A 16764-nucleotide genomic window follows, 5' to 3' on the forward strand; every position below is an offset into this window, starting at 1 on the left:
TAAAAAATAAAAAACTTTTATTTAACTAAAGGAGGAACTATAAATGGCTAAAGAAAAATTTGATCGCTCAAAAAGTCACGTAAACATTGGTACAATTGGACACGTTGACCATGGTAAAACTACTCTAACTGCTGCTATCACAACAGTTATGCATAAGAAATCTGGTAAAGGGTCTGCAATGGCTTATGACCAAATTGACGGTGCACCAGAAGAAAAAGAACGTGGAATCACAATTGCAACATCTCACGTAGAATATGAAACTGACACTCGTCACTATGCACACGTTGACTGCCCAGGTCACGCTGACTATGTTAAAAACATGATCACTGGTGCTGCTCAAATGGACGGCGCTATCCTAGTAGTATCTGCTGCTGATGGTCCAATGCCACAAACTCGTGAGCATATCCTATTATCTCGTAACGTTGGGGTACCTTCTATCGTAGTATTCCTTAACAAAACAGATATGGTAGACGATGAAGAACTACTTGAATTAGTAGAAATGGAAGTACGTGATCTATTAACTGAATACGACTTCCCAGGTGACGATGTACCTGTAATCAAAGGTTCTGCTCTTAAAGCTCTAGAAGGCGATGCAGACTACGAAGAAAAAATCGTTGAACTAATGGCTGCAGTTGATGAGTACATCCCAACTCCAGACCGTGACAAAGACAAGCCATTCATGATGCCAGTTGAGGACGTATTCTCAATCACTGGTCGTGGTACAGTTGCTACTGGACGTGTTGAGCGTGGAGAAGTTAAAGTAGGAGACGAAGTTGAAATCATCGGACTTGCTGAAGATGCTTCTAAAACTACTGTAACTGGTGTGGAAATGTTCCGTAAGCTTCTTGACTATGCTGAAGCTGGAGACAACATTGGTGCACTTCTACGTGGTGTTGCACGTGAAGACATCAACCGTGGTCAAGTACTAGCAAAGCCTGGTTCAATTACTCCACACACAAACTTCAAAGCTGAAGTTTATGTATTGTCAAAAGAAGAAGGTGGACGTCATACTCCATTCTTCGCTAACTATCGTCCACAGTTCTATTTCCGTACTACTGACGTAACTGGTGTTATTCAGTTGCCAGAAGGTACTGAAATGGTAATGCCTGGCGATAACATCGAAATGAGCGTTGAGCTTATTTCTCCAATCGCTATTGAAGACGGTACTCGTTTCTCTATCCGTGAAGGCGGACGTACTGTTGGATCTGGTGTAGTATCATCAATTCAAAAGTAATAAACTTTATCAAAAGCAGGTAGCGTGACGACGCTACCTGCTTTTTTGTTTGTTTGAATTCTAATATATATGTTGGGGTATCCAATGACTTGTGGGATAGATGAACTCTTAACTAACTTGGGTGTATTATGTATGGCTGTTTTAAAGGGTAATGTATGATAACTAAACTATAGCTATTTCCTGAATATCTCCGGGGGATAGTTATGCTGTGCTGCAGATAAACCTATTCTGCGGCGGATAAGATTACTCTGCTGCTGATAAAACTATTTTGCGGCGGATAATATTGCTCTACTGCTGATTAAATTGCTCTCCGGCGGATAGTTTCGCTCTACTACTGATAAATCTATTCTGCGGCGGATAATATTGCTCTACTGCTGATTAAATTGCTCTCCGGCGGATAGTTTCGCTCTACTGCTGATAAATCTATTCTGCGGCAGATAATGTTGCTCTACTGCTGATTAAATTGCTCTCCGGCGGATAGTTTCGCTCTGCTGCTGATAAACCTATTCTGCGGCTGATTATCTCACTCTCCAGCCGAATAAATTATTTTCCAGCGGATACCCACTCCCTTCTGCTGATAAAGTAACTCTACACTAGATTAAATCTTCAATCCGCGAATATCCACCACTTACTACTAATGAGTCCACCCTATGGCAGATAGAATTTTCCCATCTATAACTCGAATTTCCCAACAAACTAGAAGGTAATTAAATTCCTTAAAGTTTAAACGCATTCGAACACCTTTTCACTTAAGCTAGAAAATATTCTTGTTTAGATAAGGAATTTCCTTGTACCCCTTGCATTCATTGAAAATAGTAAGTATAATACATAGATGTGCAATATCCTTACAACATTTATTAAAAAGGGGTTGCATTGACCGGCGGAATTCTATATAATAAGAATGTTGGTCATCGAAGGCGATGAAGCGGAAGGTTGTTGGCACACCCGGCCCCTTTGCCATGGCGGGGTGCTAAGGAATTTTCGTGGAGAATGTCTATAATAATATGGGCGAGAAGGAGGGAAAATAATGGCAAAAGAAAAGATCAGAATCCGTTTGAAAGCATATGATCATCGTATCTTAGATCAGTCTGCTGAGAAGATTGTAGATACTGCGAAGCGTTCTGGAGCAAATGTTTCTGGACCAATTCCATTACCTACAGAAAGATCTGTATATACTGTTTTACGTGCGGTGCATAAGTACAAGGATTCACGCGAGCAATTCGAAATGCGTACACATAAACGCTTGATCGATATTGTTAATCCAACACCACAAACTGTTGACTCGTTAATGCGTCTTGACTTACCATCTGGTGTGGATATTGAAATCAAACTATAAAATAATGGATTTACTATAGGAGGTGTAACGGATGACGAAAGGAATCTTAGGTCGTAAAATCGGCATGACTCAGCTTTTCTCTGAAACTGGCGAGTTAGTGCCTGTAACAGTAATTCAGGCAGAGCCAAACGTTGTATTGCAAAAGAGAACGCTAGAAAATGATGGCTATGAAGCATTACAAATCGGTTTTGCTGATGAGAAAGAATCACGTACGAATAAAGCGAAAAAAGGTCATGCTGCTAGAGCTGAAACAGCCCCTAAGCGCTGCGTTCGTGAATTCCGTGACGCTAATCTTGACGACTATGAAGTTGGTCAGGAAATAAGCGTTGATGTTTTTCAAGCAGGAGATAAAATTGATGTTACTGGAACAACCAAGGGTAAAGGTTTCCAAGGTTCCATCAAACGACATAATCAACAACGTGGCCCAATGTCCCACGGTTCCCACTATCATAGAGGACCTGGTTCACTAGGTGCTGTTGATCCAATGCGTGTATTTAAAGGAAGACCACTTCCAGGACAAATGGGTGGCAACCAAGTTACAATTCAAAACCTTGAAATTGTTAATGTGGATGCTGAGCGTAACCTTATTTTAGTTAAAGGGAACGTGCCTGGAGCAAAAAAATCATTCGTAAAAATCACGAGTGCAATAAAGGCTAACTAATCATATAGACGAAGGGAGGATATGTCATGCCTAAAGTAGCACTATTAAAACAAGACGGTTCACAAGCTGGCGATATGGAGTTAAACGATTCCGTATTCGGTATTGAACCAAACACACATGTTTTACATGAAGCTGTAGTAATGCAACGTGCATCTATGCGTCAAGGAACGCACGCTGTAAAAAACCGTTCGGAAGTACGCGGTGGTGGTCGTAAACCATGGCGTCAAAAAGGAACAGGACGTGCGCGTCAAGGTTCCATTCGTTCACCACAATGGGTAGGTGGCGGAACTGTATTCGGACCGACTCCTAGAAGCTATAGCTATAAACTACCAAAGAAAGTACGTCGTCTAGCATTAAGATCTGCTTTATCTTCCAAAGTAAAAGAAGATAATATTGTAGTATTAGAAAGCATTGCAATTGATGCTCCTAAAACTAAAGAAGTAGTTAAGATGCTTGAAGCACTTAACGTTGATACAAAAGTATTAATTGTTACTGCTGAAAAAGATGAGACAGTTATGCGTTCAGCAAACAATCTTCAGTCTGTAAAAGTATTGACTGTAGAGGAAATGAACGTACTGGACTTGCTTTCGCATGACAAGCTGATCGTAACTAAAGATGCAGCTGAAAAAGCAGGGGAGGTGCTTTCATAATGAAAGACCCACGCGATATTATTAAGCGCCCGGTAATTACGGAAAACTCTGCTGACCTAATGGCAGAGAAGAAATATACGTTTGAAGTAAACCCAAAAGCTAACAAAACAGAGATCAAATCTGCTGTAGAACTAGTATTTGGTGTCAAAGTAGAAAAAGTAAATACAATGAATCTTAAAGGTAAGTTCAAGCGAATGGGAAGATACGGTGGGTATCGCTCAGATCGCAAAAAAGCTATCGTACAACTTTCTGAAGACAGTAAAGAACTGGACTTCTTTGAAGGTTAAGAACAAGGAAATTGTGAAGGAGGGAAAACAAGATGGCGATTAAAAAATTCAAACCAACGTCAAATGGTAGACGTAATATGTCTGTATCTGATTTTGCTGAAATCACTACAGATACTCCAGAAAAGTCCCTTTTAAGCCCGCTATACAAACGTGGCGGTCGTAATAACCAAGGGAAACTAACTGTTCGTCATCAAGGTGGCGGTCATAAGCGTCAATACCGTATCATCGACTTCAAGCGTGATAAAGATGGTATACCAGGACGCGTTGCTACAATTGAATATGATCCGAACCGTTCAGCTAATATAGCTCTAATCAATTATGTTGATGGAGAAAAACGTTATATTCTAGCTCCAAAAGGTCTTAAAGTGGATCAAACAATTGAATCAGGTGTAGATGCGGATATCAAGTTAGGTAACGCACTTCCATTGGCTAACATTCCAGTTGGTACAATCATTCATAATGTTGAGTTGAAACCAGGACGCGGTGGACAGCTTGCTCGTTCAGCAGGTGCCGAAGCTCAGGTTCTTGGCCGTGAAGATAAGTACACACTAGTTCGTTTAGCTTCTGGTGAAGTTCGCTTAATCCTTTCTACTTGTCGTGCTACAGTTGGCCAGGTAGGTAACATTGAACATGAACTTATTCGTGTTGGTAAAGCAGGACGTTCTCGCTGGTTAGGCAAGCGCCCTACAGTACGTGGTTCTGTAATGAACCCTAACGATCACCCACACGGTGGTGGTGAAGGACGTGCACCAATCGGACGTAAATCACCAATGTCACCATGGGGTAAACCTACACTTGGTTACAAAACACGTCACCGTAACAAGTCGACTGATAAATATATCGTTCGTAAGCGTAAAAAATAAACGGAATAGCGGACGGGATATAACCCCCGTCTCTCAATTGCGAAAGGAGGTTTATCCATGGGTCGTAGCTTGAAAAAAGGACCTTTTGCAGATGACCATCTACTGTCAAAGATTGAAACATTAAACGAAAGTGACAAAAAGCAAGTAGTTAAAACTTGGTCACGTCGTTCTACTATATTCCCTACATTTGTTGGTCATACCATTGCGGTATATGATGGACGTAAACACGTTCCAGTTTATGTAACAGAAGATATGGTTGGCCATAAATTAGGTGAATTCGCCCCAACCCGTACGTATAAAGGGCATGCCGGCGATGATAAGAAAACAAAACGCTAATGAGAGGAGGCACTCAACATGCAAGCAAAAGCCATTGCGAAATCGGTTCGTATTGCTCCTCGTAAAGTTCGTTTAGTTGTTGATCTAATTCGAGGAAAAAACGTTGGTGAAGCAGTTGCAATTTTACGTCATACACAACGTGGTGCTTCTCCAGTCGTAGAAAAGGTTCTTAAGTCTGCTATTGCAAACGCGGAACATAACTACGAAATGGATCCAGATAATCTAGTGATTTCTGAAGCATTTGTAAATGAAGGTGCAACACTGAAACGCTTCCGTCCACGTGCTCAAGGACGTGCAAGTAAAATTAATAAACGCACAAGCCACATTACTGTGGTTGTAACAGAAAAGAAGGAGGGATAGTCAGTGGGTCAAAAAGTAAATCCAACGGGTCTTCGTGTCGGCATTATCAAAGACTGGGAGTCTAAATGGTATGCTGGTAAAGACTATGCAGACTTACTACATGAAGATATTAAAATCAGAGAATATCTTGAAAACCGCTTGCGTATTGCTGCTGTTTCTTCTATTGATATCGAACGTGCAGCAAACCGTGTGAACATTACTATTCATACTGGTAAGCCAGGTATGGTAATTGGTAAAGGCGGTTCCGAAGTAGAAGCTCTACGTAAATCATTGAATAGCCTGACTGGCAAACGTGTACACATTAATATTGTGGAAATCAAAAAAGTTGATCTTGATGCAACACTAGTTGCTGAAAATATTGCTCGTCAGTTAGAAAATCGTATTTCATTCCGTCGTGCTCAAAAGCAAGCTATCCAACGTGCAATTCGCGGAGGAGCTAAAGGTATTAAGACTCAGGTTTCTGGACGTCTTGGTGGAGCAGACATCGCTCGTGCGGAACATTATAGTGAAGGAACAGTACCACTACACACATTACGTGCTGATATCGATTATGGTACAGCTGAAGCTGATACTACTTACGGTAAGCTAGGCGTTAAAGTGTGGATCTATCGTGGAGAAGTCCTTCCAACTAAATCAAACAAATAAGGAAGGGGGCACTTTCTATGTTAATGCCTAAACGTGTTAAATATCGTAGACAACATCGTGGTAAAATGAGAGGTCAAGCAAAAGGTGGAACTACTGTAGCTTTTGGTGAGTATGGCCTACAAGCAACAGAAGCATCTTGGATCACAAGCCGTCAAATAGAGGCAGCTCGTATTGCAATGACTCGTTACATGAAACGTGGCGGTAAAGTTTGGATTAAAATCTTTCCTGACAAACCATACACTGCAAAGCCCCTAGAAGTTCGAATGGGTTCCGGTAAAGGTGCTCCAGAGGGCTGGGTAGCAGTAGTAAAACCAGGAAAAATTATGTTTGAAATCGCAGGTGTATCAGAAGAAGTTGCTCGTGAAGCGTTGCGTCTTGCTTCTCATAAACTGCCGATTAAAACTAAGTTTGTAAAACGTGAAGAAATTGGTGGTGAAAGCAATGAAGGCTAATGAAATCAGAGAACTAACCACTGCCGAAATTGAACAAAAAGTTAAATCTTTAAAAGAAGAACTATTTAATTTACGCTTCCAGCTTGCAACAGGTCAATTGGAAAACACTGCTCGCATTCGCGAAGTAAGAAAGTCAATTGCTCGCTTGAAAACTGTTGTACGTCAACGTGAACTAAGTGTAAGTAACTGATAATTCGAGAGGAGGTTAGCCTCAAAATGACTGAACGTAATAATCGTAAAGTATATACAGGCCGTGTCGTATCGGATAAAATGGATAAAACAATTACTGTTTTGGTTGAGACTTACAAGTTTCATAAACTATACGGTAAACGTGTTAAGTACTCTAAGAAATTCAAAACACATGATGAGAACAATCAAGCAAAAATCGGCGATGTTGTGCGCATCATGGAAACTCGTCCGCTTTCAGCTACAAAACGTTTTCGCTTAGTTGAAATCGTTGAAGAAGCGGTAATTATATAATATAAGTTCGCTCGGAAAGGTATCCGAAGGGAGGTCACAGCGATATGATTCAACAAGAAACTCGTTTAAAAGTTGCAGATAACTCTGGTGCACGTGAAGTGCTTGCAATTAAAGTACTTGGTGGTTCCGGACGTAAGACTGCTAATATTGGTGATGTAATTGTTTGTACTGTAAAACAAGCAACACCAGGAGGCGTTGTCAAAAAAGGTGAGGTTGTTAAAGCCGTAATCGTACGTTCAAAATCTGGCGCGCGTCGTAAAGATGGATCATACATTCGTTTTGATGAAAATGCAGCAGTAATTATCCGTGATGATAAAAGTCCAAGAGGAACTCGTATCTTCGGACCAGTCGCACGTGAATTACGTGAAGCTAAATTCATGAAAATCGTATCTCTAGCTCCAGAAGTTTTATAAGCTTAAATTTTTGCCTTGTAAGGAGGTGCGTAAAGCATGCATGTAAAAAAAGGTGATAAAGTCAAAGTAATATCCGGTAAAGACCGTGGTAAACAAGGCACTATTTTAGAAGCATACCCTAAAAAGGAACGTGTTCTTGTAGAAGGTATTAACATGATTAAAAAACACGCGAAGCCTTCTCAGGAGAATCCGCAAGGCGGAATCCTTAATCAAGAAGCACCAATCCATGTTTCTAACGTAATGCCAATAGATCCTAAATCCGGTGAACCAACTCGTGTTGGGCATGAAGTACGTGACGGAAAGAAAGTCCGCATCGCTAAAAAATCCGGTGAAGCATTAGATAAATAGTTTAGCGACGAAAGGAGGGCGACATGATGAATCAACTAAAACAAAAATACCAAGATGAAGTATTACCATCTTTGATGAATAAATTTAATTATGAATCTGTTATGCAAGTACCAACAGTTGAAAAAATTGTTATCAACATGGGTGTTGGTGATGCAGTTCAAAATTCAAAAGCATTGGATAGTGCTGTAGAAGAGCTTGCATTAATTTCTGGTCAGAAGCCAATGGTAACTCGTGCTAAGAAATCAATCGCTGGTTTCCGTCTTCGTGAAGGAATGCCAATCGGTGCGAAAGTAACTCTTCGCGGTGAGCGCATGTACGATTTCCTACAAAAGCTTATTGCAGTATCACTTCCACGTGTACGTGACTTCCGTGGTATCTCTAAAAAAGCTTTTGATGGTCGAGGAAACTATACATTAGGTGTTAAAGAACAGCTAATTTTCCCAGAAATTAACTACGATAAAGTGAACAAGGTCCGTGGTATGGATATCGTTATTGTAACAACTTCCAATACTGACGAAGAAGCTCGTGAACTTTTAGCTCAGCTAGGCATGCCTTTCCAAAAATAAGCTAAGAGCTAATACAAGGAGGGAAAATTGTGGCTAAAAAATCAATGATTGCGAAACAAAAACGTCCACAAAAGTATCAAGTACGTGAATATACACGTTGCGAACGTTGTGGCCGACCACATTCTGTAATCCGTAAATTTAAACTTTGCCGTATTTGTTTCCGTGAACTTGCCTATAAAGGTCAAATTCCTGGTGTCAAAAAAGCAAGCTGGTAAACCCCGATTCGGGAAGGAGGTAATTAGTAATGGTTATGACAGATCCAATCGCAGATATGCTTACTCGTATTCGTAATGCTAACATGGTACGCCATGAAAAGTTGGAGCTTCCTGCTTCTACTATGAAAAAAGAGATCGCTGATATCCTTAAACGTGAGGGTTTTGTTTCAGATTATGAATTTGTTGAAGATAACAAACAAGGCGTTCTGCGTATTTTCCTTAAATACGGTGCTAATAACGAACGAGTAATTACAGGTATTAAAAGAATTAGTAAGCCGGGACTACGTGTCTACGCTAAAGCTAACGAAGTACCTCGCGTACTTAATGGTTTAGGTATTGCTATCGTATCAACATCTAAAGGTGTGCTTTCTGATAAAGAAGCCCGTTCTCAAGCTGTTGGTGGCGAAGTTCTTGCCTACGTATGGTAATTAACATTTTTTGATAAGGAGGTGCATGGAATGTCTCGTATAGGACTTAAACCAATTGAAATTCCAGAAGGTGTAGAGGTTAAAATTGGTGACCGTAATTCTGTAACAGTAAAAGGTCCAAAAGGTGAATTATCCAGAGATCTACCTCAGGACATGAAAATCAACATGGAAGACAACGTCATTACAATTGAGCGTCCAAGCGATCATAAAGATCACCGTGCGTTACACGGAACTACTCGTAGTTTGATCAATAACATGGTTGTTGGCGTAAGTAAAGGCTTTGAAAAATCCCTTGAAATTATTGGGGTTGGTTATCGTGCACAAAAGCAAGGTAACAAAGTTGTGATTAACGCTGGTTACTCACATCCTGTAGAAATCGACCCAATTGAGGGTATTGAAATTGAAATTCCTAAAAACACACAAGTAGTTGTAAAAGGTATTGATAAGGAACTAGTTGGAGCAATTGCTTCAAATATTAGAGCAATCAGACCTCCTGAACCTTATAAAGGGAAAGGTATTCGCTACGAAGGTGAATTTGTACGCCGCAAAGAAGGTAAAACTGCTAAGTAAGATTAGTTAGGGAGCAGAAAGGAGTGACCTAGATGATCACAAAACCTGACAAAAATGTTACACGTAAAAGAAGACATGCACGTGTTCGTAAAAATCTTTTTGGAACACAGGAACGTCCTCGTTTGAATGTGTACCGTTCAAATAAACACATCTATGTACAATTAATCGATGATATTAATGGCAAAACAGTTGCAAGTGCCTCTACAAAAGACAACGAGCTTAAAGTAGAAGCTACCGGCAATGTAGAAGCAGCTAAGCAAGTCGGAGAATTGATCGCTAAACGTGCCCAGGATAAAGGTTACAAATCGATTGTATTCGATCGCGGAGGCTACCTTTATCATGGACGTGTAAAAGCATTAGCAGATGCTGCCCGCGAGGCAGGTCTTGAATTTTAATCGATAAAGGAGGGACATACATGAATACAAGCATTGATCCGAACAAACTAGATCTTGAAGAGCGTGTTGTTACGATCAACCGTGTTGCGAAAGTAGTAAAAGGTGGACGTCGTTTCCGCTTTGCAGCTTTGGTTGTTGTCGGAGATAAAAATGGTCATGTAGGTTTTGGTACTGGTAAAGCACAAGAAGTACCTGAAGCAATTAAAAAAGCAGTTGATGACGCAAAGAAAAACTTGATTACAGTACCTATCGTTGGAACAACAATTCCACATGAAATTCACGGTAGATTTGGTTCAGGTAACGTATTAATGAAACCAGCTACTGAGGGTACTGGAGTTATCTCAGGTGGACCTGTTCGTGCGATTCTTGAACTTGCTGGTGTTGGTGATATCTTAACGAAGTCACTTGGTTCAAACACACCGATCAATATGATTCGTGCAACATTAAACGGCTTAACAAACTTAAAGCGCGCAGAAGACGTAGCAAAACTACGTGGAAAGTCTGTAGAAGAACTGTTAGGATAAGGAGGGAAATGTTATGTCTAAAAAATTAGAAATCACCCTCACGCGCAGTGTTATCGGTGGAACAGATATTCAACGTAAAACTGTTCAAGCATTAGGACTTAAAAAAATTCGACAATCCGTTGTTCGTGAAGATACAGCAGCTGTACGTGGTATGGTAAATAAAGTATCTCATTTAATTTCGGTTAAAGAAGTTTAATAAACATTAGCGTAAAGGGAGGTGCTCGCATGAAACTTCATGAATTGAAGGCATCAGAAGGAACTCGCAAAAATCGTAATCGTGTAGGTCGCGGAATGTCATCAGGTAACGGAAAAACTTCCGGCCGTGGACATAAAGGACAAAAAGCACGTTCAGGCGGCGGTACTCGTCCGGGCTTTGAAGGTGGTCAAATGCCTTTATTCCAACGTTTACCGAAACGAGGATTTACGAACATCCACCGCAAAGAGTTTGCAATTGTTAACTTGGATGCTCTAAATCGTTTTGAAGACGGCACAGAAGTTACACCTGAGCTATTACTTGAAGAAGGTGTCGTAAGCAAGCTTAAGGCTGGTATTAAGGTACTCGGCAAAGGTGCTATCGAAAAGAAACTTACAGTAAAAGCTCATAAGTTCTCTGCTTCAGCTGTTGAAGCTATTGAAGCAGCGGGCGGTAAAACTGAGGTGATTTAATGTTCCGTACAATCTCCAATTTTATGCGCGTAGGTGACATTAGGCGGAAAATAATCTTTACATTACTCATGTTAGTTGTCTTCCGTCTAGGCACATTTATTCCAGTGCCATATACAGATAAACAAGCAATTGATTGGATGAACAGCTCACAAAATGTTTTTGGGTTTCTGAACACGTTTGGTGGAGGAGCCCTACAAAACTTCTCCATTTTTGCTATGGGAATCATGCCATACATTACTGCCTCAATTATTATGCAGTTGTTACAAATGGACGTTGTACCTAAGTTTGCTGAATGGAAAAAGCAAGGGGATATGGGCCGTAAGAAGCTTGCACAAGTCACTCGTTACGGAACGATCGTTCTTGCATTCATTCAAGCAATTGCAATGTCAATTGGTTTCAACGCAATGGCTGGTGGTATGCTGATCTCTGATCCAAGCGTATTAAAATTCCTTGTTATCGCACTTACGTTAACAAGTGGTACAGCATTTTTAATGTGGTTAGGTGAACAAATTACAGCCAACGGAGTTGGAAATGGTATTTCAATTATCATTTTTGCCGGTATCGTTGCCGCTGTACCTAATGGTGTTAAACAATTATACAGCCAGTACTTTGTAAATCCTGGTGATGAATTGTTTATTAATATTGTTATTGTTGCCCTAATTGCATTGGTAGTAATAGCAGTAACTGTTGGAGTAATCTTCATTCAGCAAGCTTTACGTAAAATACCAATTCAATATGCTAAAAAACTTGTGAATCGTTCTCCGGTTGGTGGACATTCTACGCATTTACCACTTAAAGTAAATGCTGCAGGTGTTATACCGGTAATCTTTGCGATCGCATTTATGGTTGCACCAAGTACGGTAGCAAATTTCTTTGAGGGCAATAAAGTGGCTTCAGTGATCCAAACAGTGTTTGATTACACTCACCCAATCGGGATGGTTATCTATGTTGCTTTAATTATTGCTTTCACTTACTTCTACACATTTGTTCAAGTTAACCCTGAACAAATGGCTGAGAATTTACAAAAACAAGGTGGATATATTCCAGGTATACGACCTGGTAAAAATACAGAAACATATTTGACACGTGTTATGTACCGCTTAACATTTGTTGGCTCAATCTTTTTAGCTGCTGTTTCTGTGCTACCTATTGTTCTAGGTGGTCTTGCAAATCTACCTACCGCAGTACAAATCGGCGGCACTAGCTTACTAATCGTTGTAGGGGTTGCTTTACAGACAATGAAACAACTGGAAAGCCAGTTAGTAAAGCGTCACTATAAAGGTTTTATAAAGTAATATCTTGCTGTCAGTGAGAGCGAGGGGAAATTTGTTGAACTTAATATTGATGGGTCTACCTGGTGCTGGTAAAGGTACACAGGCAGAGAAAATAAACGATAAGTATAACATTCCTCATATTTCTACTGGAGATATGTTCCGTTTGGCCATTAAAGAGGGTACAGACCTCGGTAAACAGGCCAAGGAATATATGGACCAAGGTGCCCTTGTTCCGGATGAAGTAACTATTGGGATCGTTAAAGAAAGACTTAGTAAATCTGACTGCAAAAACGGTTTTCTACTGGATGGTTTTCCAAGAACAATCGCACAAGCAGAGGCTTTACAGGAGCTTTTAAAGGAACTGGATACATCCATTGATTACGTGATCCATGTAGATGTTCCAGAAGAAAAATTAGTGGAGCGACTAACTGGTCGTAGAATCTGTCCTACATGTGGAGCAACTTATCATGTCATATACAACCCGCCAAAAGTGGAAGGAATATGTGATAAGGATGGTTCCCAGTTAATTCAGCGTGATGATGATACAGCCGAAACGGTTAAAAATCGTTTGTCAGTAAATATGGAGCAGGCGAAACCGTTACTGGACTTCTATCAGAACAAAGGTTACCTTGTTACAGTGAATGGCGACCAGGAAATCAATCAGGTCTTCCAGGACATTCAATCACGTATTGATAAATAAGTGGTTGAGCTGCTTTGGTAGCGCAAAATAAATGCAATTCCGGCTATAAATAGTTATAATTGCAATTGAGTGATTATAAATTTTATAGTACTTCATATAAAGTGACACAAAATGAAATGTAGAGCCTTTTTCATAAAAGGTGTAGCAGTATAAACTATAGCCTAAGTGAAGGTGATCGTTGTTGAACGAAGATGATTCGATTCCGCTAATAGGTCAAGTTGTTCGTATTATGCAGGGACGCGAAGCTGGACAATATGCAATCATCATTGAAGCAGTGGATGACAGGTATGTTATGCTTGCAGATGGCGAAAAACGTAAATATGATCGACCAAAGAAAAAGAATTTACAGCATATTGAATGTATGGGATACATTTCTCCAGAGGTCCAAAACAGCCTTCTAGAAACTGGTCGTGTCACAAATGGCAAAATTCGATTTGCCATAGCTAAATTTGTCAATGAGGTTGTGACTGATTTGAAGAAGGGAGATCAACACGATGGCGAAAGACGATGTAATTGAAGTAGAAGGTACCGTAACGGAAACGTTGCCGAATGCGATGTTTAATGTTGAGCTTGAGAATGGCCATACGGTCTTAGCACATGTTTCTGGTAAAATCCGTATGCATTTCATTCGCATTCTACCAGGCGATAAAGTAACGGTTGAACTTTCTCCGTATGATTTAACTAGAGGACGAATTACGTACCGTTATAAATAAGCGAGCTCCGATATAAAAGGAGGTAAAGATGATGAAAGTAAGAGCATCTGTAAAACCAATTTGCGAAAAATGCAAAGTAATCAAGCGTAAGGGTAAAGTAATGGTGATTTGCGAAAACCCTAAACACAAGCAAAAACAAGGCTAATAACCAAGGAGGTGCTAACGTTATATGGCACGTATTGCAGGTATAGATATTCCACGTGATAAGCGTGTAGTTATTTCATTAACTTATATTTATGGAGTTGGTAGTACTACAGCTAAGAAAGTCCTTAAAGAAGCAGGCGTTTCTGAAGACACACGTGTACGCGATCTAACAGAAGATGAATTAGGTAAAATCCGTAAAGCATTGGACGAATATACAGTGGAAGGTGACCTTCGTCGTGAAGTTTCACTTAACATTAAGCGTCTAATCGAAATCGGCTCATACAGAGGGCTTCGTCACCGCCGCGGTTTACCAGTTCGTGGTCAAAAGACAAAAAACAATTCACGTACTCGTAAAGGACCTCGTCGAGCAGTTGCAGGAAAGAAAAAATAACGTGAAGGAGGTAAGCTAATCAATGGCACGTACTAAAACAAACACACGTAAGCGTCGTGTGAAAAAGAATATTGATACAGGTGTAGCACATATTCGTTCTACTTTTAACAACACTATTGTTACTATTACGGACACACAAGGCAATGCTATTGGCTGGAGCTCAGCTGGTGCACTTGGCTTTAAAGGATCTCGTAAATCAACTCCATTTGCTGCACAGATGGCAGCTGAAACTGCTGCAAAAACAGCGGTTGATAATGGTATGAAAACTCTAGAAGTTACTGTTAAAGGACCAGGAGCTGGACGTGAAGCAGCTATTCGTTCACTTCAAGCAGCAGGTCTGGAAGTTACAGCAATTGTTGACGTAACACCAGTTCCTCATAATGGTTGTCGCCCACCAAAACGTCGTCGTGTATAATTATACCGTATAGAATTTGTCACCCTGTCTATAATGGGTTATGATGGCTTAAAAGTGTAAAGGCTAAATTCCTTTATCATTCAAGCATCCAAGAGACAAGTAAGGCAAAATAGACAATAGTGCAGAAACGCCAACTGCCTATTTGAGGAATTTCGGTTAGACCTATTGTCTAACCGGGGTTTCGACGTTTTAAAGGAGGGTTTTATGGAATGATTGAAATTGAAAAACCAAAAATTGAAACGGTAGAAATCAGCGATGATGCTACATTTGGAAAATTCGTAGTCGAACCGCTCGAACGTGGATATGGTACCACTCTAGGAAACTCCTTGCGTCGTATCCTACTATCCTCACTTCCAGGTGCTGCTGTTACATCAGTCCAAATTGATGGAGCACTACATGAATTCTCTACAATTGATGGTGTTGTTGAAGATGTGACCACGATTATTTTAAGTTTGAAAAAGCTTGCTCTTAAGATTTACTCTGATGAAGAGAAGACCTTGGAGATCGATGTACAGGGAGAAGGAAAAGTTACGGCTGCAGATCTAACTTTTGATAGTGATGTAGAAGTATTGAATCCGGAATTACCTATTGCTACGTTGAACAGCAAAGGAAACTTACAAATGAAAATAACAGCAGAACGTGGCCGTGGTTACCGTTCAGCTGAAGCTAATAAAAGGGATGAGCAACCTATCGGTGTAATCCCAGTTGATTCTATTTTCACACCAGTTTCACGTGTGACCTATCAAGTTGAAAATACGCGTGTAGGACAGGATGCTAACTACGATAAATTAACTTTTGATGTTTGGACAGATGGCAGCATTCGTCCTGAAGAAGCAGTTTCTTTAGGAGCCAAAGTCTTTTCAGAACATCTAAACATCTTTGTAGGTTTAACAGATGAAGCGCAAAAAGCAGAGATCATGGTCGAGAAAGAAGAAGACCAAAAAGAAAAAGTCATGGAAATGACGATTGAAGAACTTGATTTATCTGTTAGATCTTATAATTGTTTGAAACGTGCTGGAATTAATACCGTTCAAGAGCTTGCAAACAAATCTGAAGAAGACATGATGAAGGTTCGGAACTTAGGCCGTAAGTCTCTAGAAGAAGTTAAAGTAAAATTAACTGATCTTGGACTTGGTTTACGTAATGATGACTGATCATTTACAACTCCTTTAGAACAATACTGTAAGTTCATTTCAGCTTCATCTCAGATTTATAAAAATCTGTGTGTTGCTGTTTAAATAACCCGAGATTAATGACAGTTCCTTATACAACAGGAAAGGGAGGGATAGTCCATGGCTAGAAAACTTGGTCGTACAACAGACACTCGTATGGCATTACTTCGCAACCTTGCCTCTGATTTGATTATTCATGAACGGATTGAAACAACAGAAGCAAAAGCGAAAGAACTTAAATCTGTAGTAGAAAAAATGATTACGCTTGGTAAACGTGGTGATCTTCATGCACGTCGTCAGGCTGCAGCATTTTTATACAATCAGGAAGCAAATGAAAACGAAAATGTAATTCAAAAACTTTTTGATGATGTTGCTGCACGTTATGAAGACCGTCAAGGTGGATACACACGTGTTCTTAAACTAGGTGCTCGTCAAGGTGACGGAGCTCCGATGGCAATTATCGAGCTAGTTTAATGTAACGTTATACGTCAAGGGCAGGACTGAATCTCTTCCATGAGGTGAATCC

Annotated in this window: 31 protein-coding genes; all 31 read left to right on the forward strand. The window is 40.2% G+C overall.

Annotated elements, in window-relative coordinates:
* Window positions 1-43 precede the first annotated feature (43 nt).
* The 31 genes from tuf to rplQ all read left to right on the forward strand — a co-directional run bounded on the left by tuf (window position 44) and on the right by rplQ (window position 16712).
* Window positions 44-1234 (forward strand): elongation factor Tu, encoded by a 1191-nt coding sequence (gene tuf / locus BME96_RS00720; protein ID WP_019375536.1) that lies wholly within the window; start codon window positions 44-46, stop codon window positions 1232-1234.
* A gap of 1027 nt (window positions 1235-2261) precedes the next feature.
* The gene (gene rpsJ, locus BME96_RS00725; protein WP_019375535.1) at window positions 2262-2570 is read left to right on the forward strand and encodes a 30S ribosomal protein S10; all 309 of its coding nucleotides are present in this window, start codon (window positions 2262-2264) and stop codon (window positions 2568-2570) included.
* Window positions 2571-2601: 31 nt separating this feature from the next.
* Entirely contained in the window at window positions 2602-3231 is a 630-nt protein-coding gene (rplC, locus tag BME96_RS00730) for a 50S ribosomal protein L3 (protein ID WP_071648032.1), read from the forward strand.
* A gap of 26 nt (window positions 3232-3257) precedes the next feature.
* Window positions 3258-3881, forward strand: a complete 624-nt coding sequence (gene rplD, locus BME96_RS00735) for a 50S ribosomal protein L4 (RefSeq protein WP_019375533.1) — start codon at window positions 3258-3260, stop codon at window positions 3879-3881.
* On the forward strand, window positions 3881-4168 hold the full coding sequence (gene rplW, locus BME96_RS00740; protein WP_019375532.1) for a 50S ribosomal protein L23: 288 nt from the start codon (window positions 3881-3883) through the stop codon (window positions 4166-4168). Before rplD ends, rplW begins: the two co-directional genes overlap by 1 nt.
* Before the next feature lie 32 nt (window positions 4169-4200).
* Window positions 4201-5031 carry a 50S ribosomal protein L2 gene (gene rplB, locus BME96_RS00745; RefSeq protein ID WP_019375531.1) on the forward strand — a complete coding sequence of 277 codons (831 nt, stop codon included), beginning with the start codon at window positions 4201-4203 and terminating at the stop codon, window positions 5029-5031.
* 57 nt (window positions 5032-5088) lie between these two features.
* Window positions 5089-5367, forward strand: a complete 279-nt coding sequence (gene rpsS, locus BME96_RS00750; RefSeq protein WP_019375530.1) for a 30S ribosomal protein S19 — start codon at window positions 5089-5091, stop codon at window positions 5365-5367.
* 18 nt (window positions 5368-5385) lie between these two features.
* Window positions 5386-5727, forward strand: a complete 342-nt coding sequence (gene rplV / locus BME96_RS00755) for a 50S ribosomal protein L22 (protein WP_019375529.1) — start codon at window positions 5386-5388, stop codon at window positions 5725-5727.
* 3 nt (window positions 5728-5730) lie between these two features.
* Entirely contained in the window at window positions 5731-6372 is a 642-nt protein-coding gene (gene rpsC, locus BME96_RS00760) for a 30S ribosomal protein S3 (RefSeq protein WP_019375528.1), read from the forward strand.
* A gap of 17 nt (window positions 6373-6389) precedes the next feature.
* Window positions 6390-6824, forward strand: coding sequence for a 50S ribosomal protein L16 (gene rplP, locus BME96_RS00765; protein WP_019375527.1), 435 nt, complete (start codon window positions 6390-6392; stop codon window positions 6822-6824).
* A complete protein-coding gene (gene rpmC / locus BME96_RS00770) occupies window positions 6814-7014 on the forward strand; it encodes a 50S ribosomal protein L29 (protein ID WP_071648033.1) in 201 nt (66 codons plus the stop codon). Before rplP ends, rpmC begins: the two co-directional genes overlap by 11 nt.
* 26 nt (window positions 7015-7040) lie before the next feature.
* Complete coding sequence (gene rpsQ, locus BME96_RS00775; RefSeq protein WP_019375525.1) at window positions 7041-7304, forward strand: 30S ribosomal protein S17; 264 nt, start codon at window positions 7041-7043, stop codon at window positions 7302-7304.
* A gap of 44 nt (window positions 7305-7348) precedes the next feature.
* Window positions 7349-7717, forward strand: a complete 369-nt coding sequence (rplN, locus tag BME96_RS00780; RefSeq protein WP_019375524.1) for a 50S ribosomal protein L14 — start codon at window positions 7349-7351, stop codon at window positions 7715-7717.
* A 36-nt stretch (window positions 7718-7753) separates the two neighbouring features.
* Window positions 7754-8065 carry a 50S ribosomal protein L24 gene (gene rplX, locus BME96_RS00785; RefSeq protein ID WP_019375523.1) on the forward strand — a complete coding sequence of 104 codons (312 nt, stop codon included), beginning with the start codon at window positions 7754-7756 and terminating at the stop codon, window positions 8063-8065.
* 26 nt (window positions 8066-8091) lie between these two features.
* Window positions 8092-8631 (forward strand): 50S ribosomal protein L5, encoded by a 540-nt coding sequence (gene rplE, locus BME96_RS00790; protein WP_026041277.1) that lies wholly within the window; start codon window positions 8092-8094, stop codon window positions 8629-8631.
* 29 nt (window positions 8632-8660) lie between these two features.
* Entirely contained in the window at window positions 8661-8846 is a 186-nt protein-coding gene (locus BME96_RS00795; protein ID WP_019375521.1) for a type Z 30S ribosomal protein S14, read from the forward strand.
* 29 nt (window positions 8847-8875) lie between these two features.
* Window positions 8876-9274, forward strand: coding sequence for a 30S ribosomal protein S8 (gene rpsH, locus BME96_RS00800; protein WP_040953951.1), 399 nt, complete (start codon window positions 8876-8878; stop codon window positions 9272-9274).
* Between the two features lie 30 nt (window positions 9275-9304).
* Window positions 9305-9844: a 50S ribosomal protein L6 gene (gene rplF / locus BME96_RS00805; RefSeq protein WP_019375519.1), complete on the forward strand. Its 540-nt coding sequence runs from the start codon at window positions 9305-9307 to the stop codon at window positions 9842-9844.
* Between the two features lie 32 nt (window positions 9845-9876).
* Window positions 9877-10239: a 50S ribosomal protein L18 gene (rplR, locus tag BME96_RS00810; RefSeq protein WP_019375518.1), complete on the forward strand. Its 363-nt coding sequence runs from the start codon at window positions 9877-9879 to the stop codon at window positions 10237-10239.
* A 20-nt stretch (window positions 10240-10259) separates the two neighbouring features.
* A complete protein-coding gene (gene rpsE / locus BME96_RS00815) occupies window positions 10260-10763 on the forward strand; it encodes a 30S ribosomal protein S5 (RefSeq protein WP_019375517.1) in 504 nt (167 codons plus the stop codon).
* 13 nt (window positions 10764-10776) lie between these two features.
* Complete coding sequence (gene rpmD, locus BME96_RS00820) at window positions 10777-10959, forward strand: 50S ribosomal protein L30 (protein WP_019375516.1); 183 nt, start codon at window positions 10777-10779, stop codon at window positions 10957-10959.
* Window positions 10960-10988: 29 nt separating this feature from the next.
* A complete protein-coding gene (gene rplO / locus BME96_RS00825; protein WP_019375515.1) occupies window positions 10989-11429 on the forward strand; it encodes a 50S ribosomal protein L15 in 441 nt (146 codons plus the stop codon).
* Window positions 11429-12724 (forward strand): preprotein translocase subunit SecY, encoded by a 1296-nt coding sequence (secY, locus tag BME96_RS00830; protein WP_071648034.1) that lies wholly within the window; start codon window positions 11429-11431, stop codon window positions 12722-12724. Before rplO ends, secY begins: the two co-directional genes overlap by 1 nt.
* Window positions 12725-12758: 34 nt before the next feature.
* Window positions 12759-13403: an adenylate kinase gene (locus tag BME96_RS00835; RefSeq protein WP_019375513.1), complete on the forward strand. Its 645-nt coding sequence runs from the start codon at window positions 12759-12761 to the stop codon at window positions 13401-13403.
* 181 nt (window positions 13404-13584) lie between these two features.
* A complete protein-coding gene (locus tag BME96_RS00840) occupies window positions 13585-13920 on the forward strand; it encodes a KOW domain-containing RNA-binding protein (protein ID WP_019375512.1) in 336 nt (111 codons plus the stop codon).
* On the forward strand, window positions 13898-14116 hold the full coding sequence (gene infA, locus BME96_RS00845) for a translation initiation factor IF-1 (RefSeq protein WP_010095735.1): 219 nt from the start codon (window positions 13898-13900) through the stop codon (window positions 14114-14116). Before BME96_RS00840 ends, infA begins: the two co-directional genes overlap by 23 nt.
* A gap of 31 nt (window positions 14117-14147) precedes the next feature.
* Window positions 14148-14261 (forward strand): 50S ribosomal protein L36, encoded by a 114-nt coding sequence (rpmJ, locus tag BME96_RS00850; protein WP_010095733.1) that lies wholly within the window; start codon window positions 14148-14150, stop codon window positions 14259-14261.
* Between the two features lie 24 nt (window positions 14262-14285).
* A complete protein-coding gene (gene rpsM / locus BME96_RS00855; protein WP_019375511.1) occupies window positions 14286-14651 on the forward strand; it encodes a 30S ribosomal protein S13 in 366 nt (121 codons plus the stop codon).
* 22 nt (window positions 14652-14673) lie between these two features.
* A complete protein-coding gene (rpsK, locus tag BME96_RS00860) occupies window positions 14674-15066 on the forward strand; it encodes a 30S ribosomal protein S11 (RefSeq protein WP_019375510.1) in 393 nt (130 codons plus the stop codon).
* Window positions 15067-15275: 209 nt separating this feature from the next.
* Window positions 15276-16220, forward strand: a complete 945-nt coding sequence (locus BME96_RS00865) for a DNA-directed RNA polymerase subunit alpha (protein ID WP_019375509.1) — start codon at window positions 15276-15278, stop codon at window positions 16218-16220.
* 138 nt (window positions 16221-16358) lie between these two features.
* Window positions 16359-16712, forward strand: a complete 354-nt coding sequence (rplQ, locus tag BME96_RS00870) for a 50S ribosomal protein L17 (RefSeq protein WP_040953956.1) — start codon at window positions 16359-16361, stop codon at window positions 16710-16712.
* The last annotated feature ends 52 nt before the right edge of the window (window positions 16713-16764 follow it).

Source organism: Virgibacillus halodenitrificans (assembly GCF_001878675.1).
Taxonomy (GTDB): domain Bacteria; phylum Bacillota; class Bacilli; order Bacillales; family Amphibacillaceae; genus Virgibacillus_Q; species Virgibacillus_Q halodenitrificans.

Bases quoted from the DNA above. Each gene is read 5' to 3' on its own strand.
- tuf (WP_019375536.1), top strand. From the start codon at position 44: ATGGCTAAAGAAAAATTTGATCGCTCAAAAAGTCACGTAAACATTGGT.
- rpsJ (WP_019375535.1), top strand. From the start codon at position 2,262: ATGGCAAAAGAAAAGATCAGAATCCGTTTGAAAGCATATGATCATCGT.
- rplC (WP_071648032.1), top strand. From the start codon at position 2,602: ATGACGAAAGGAATCTTAGGTCGTAAAATCGGCATGACTCAGCTTTTC.
- rplD (WP_019375533.1), top strand. From the start codon at position 3,258: ATGCCTAAAGTAGCACTATTAAAACAAGACGGTTCACAAGCTGGCGAT.
- rplW (WP_019375532.1), top strand. From the start codon at position 3,881: ATGAAAGACCCACGCGATATTATTAAGCGCCCGGTAATTACGGAAAAC.
- rplB (WP_019375531.1), top strand. From the start codon at position 4,201: ATGGCGATTAAAAAATTCAAACCAACGTCAAATGGTAGACGTAATATG.
- rpsS (WP_019375530.1), top strand. From the start codon at position 5,089: ATGGGTCGTAGCTTGAAAAAAGGACCTTTTGCAGATGACCATCTACTG.
- rplV (WP_019375529.1), top strand. From the start codon at position 5,386: ATGCAAGCAAAAGCCATTGCGAAATCGGTTCGTATTGCTCCTCGTAAA.
- rplP (WP_019375527.1), top strand. From the start codon at position 6,390: ATGTTAATGCCTAAACGTGTTAAATATCGTAGACAACATCGTGGTAAA.
- rpmC (WP_071648033.1), top strand. From the start codon at position 6,814: ATGAAGGCTAATGAAATCAGAGAACTAACCACTGCCGAAATTGAACAA.
- rpsQ (WP_019375525.1), top strand. From the start codon at position 7,041: ATGACTGAACGTAATAATCGTAAAGTATATACAGGCCGTGTCGTATCG.
- rplN (WP_019375524.1), top strand. From the start codon at position 7,349: ATGATTCAACAAGAAACTCGTTTAAAAGTTGCAGATAACTCTGGTGCA.
- rplX (WP_019375523.1), top strand. From the start codon at position 7,754: ATGCATGTAAAAAAAGGTGATAAAGTCAAAGTAATATCCGGTAAAGAC.
- rplE (WP_026041277.1), top strand. From the start codon at position 8,092: ATGAATCAACTAAAACAAAAATACCAAGATGAAGTATTACCATCTTTG.
- rpsH (WP_040953951.1), top strand. From the start codon at position 8,876: ATGGTTATGACAGATCCAATCGCAGATATGCTTACTCGTATTCGTAAT.
- rplF (WP_019375519.1), top strand. From the start codon at position 9,305: ATGTCTCGTATAGGACTTAAACCAATTGAAATTCCAGAAGGTGTAGAG.
- rplR (WP_019375518.1), top strand. From the start codon at position 9,877: ATGATCACAAAACCTGACAAAAATGTTACACGTAAAAGAAGACATGCA.
- rpsE (WP_019375517.1), top strand. From the start codon at position 10,260: ATGAATACAAGCATTGATCCGAACAAACTAGATCTTGAAGAGCGTGTT.
- rpmD (WP_019375516.1), top strand. From the start codon at position 10,777: ATGTCTAAAAAATTAGAAATCACCCTCACGCGCAGTGTTATCGGTGGA.
- rplO (WP_019375515.1), top strand. From the start codon at position 10,989: ATGAAACTTCATGAATTGAAGGCATCAGAAGGAACTCGCAAAAATCGT.
- secY (WP_071648034.1), top strand. From the start codon at position 11,429: ATGTTCCGTACAATCTCCAATTTTATGCGCGTAGGTGACATTAGGCGG.
- infA (WP_010095735.1), top strand. From the start codon at position 13,898: ATGGCGAAAGACGATGTAATTGAAGTAGAAGGTACCGTAACGGAAACG.
- rpmJ (WP_010095733.1), top strand. From the start codon at position 14,148: ATGAAAGTAAGAGCATCTGTAAAACCAATTTGCGAAAAATGCAAAGTA.
- rpsM (WP_019375511.1), top strand. From the start codon at position 14,286: ATGGCACGTATTGCAGGTATAGATATTCCACGTGATAAGCGTGTAGTT.
- rpsK (WP_019375510.1), top strand. From the start codon at position 14,674: ATGGCACGTACTAAAACAAACACACGTAAGCGTCGTGTGAAAAAGAAT.
- BME96_RS00865 (WP_019375509.1), top strand. From the start codon at position 15,276: ATGATTGAAATTGAAAAACCAAAAATTGAAACGGTAGAAATCAGCGAT.
- rplQ (WP_040953956.1), top strand. From the start codon at position 16,359: ATGGCTAGAAAACTTGGTCGTACAACAGACACTCGTATGGCATTACTT.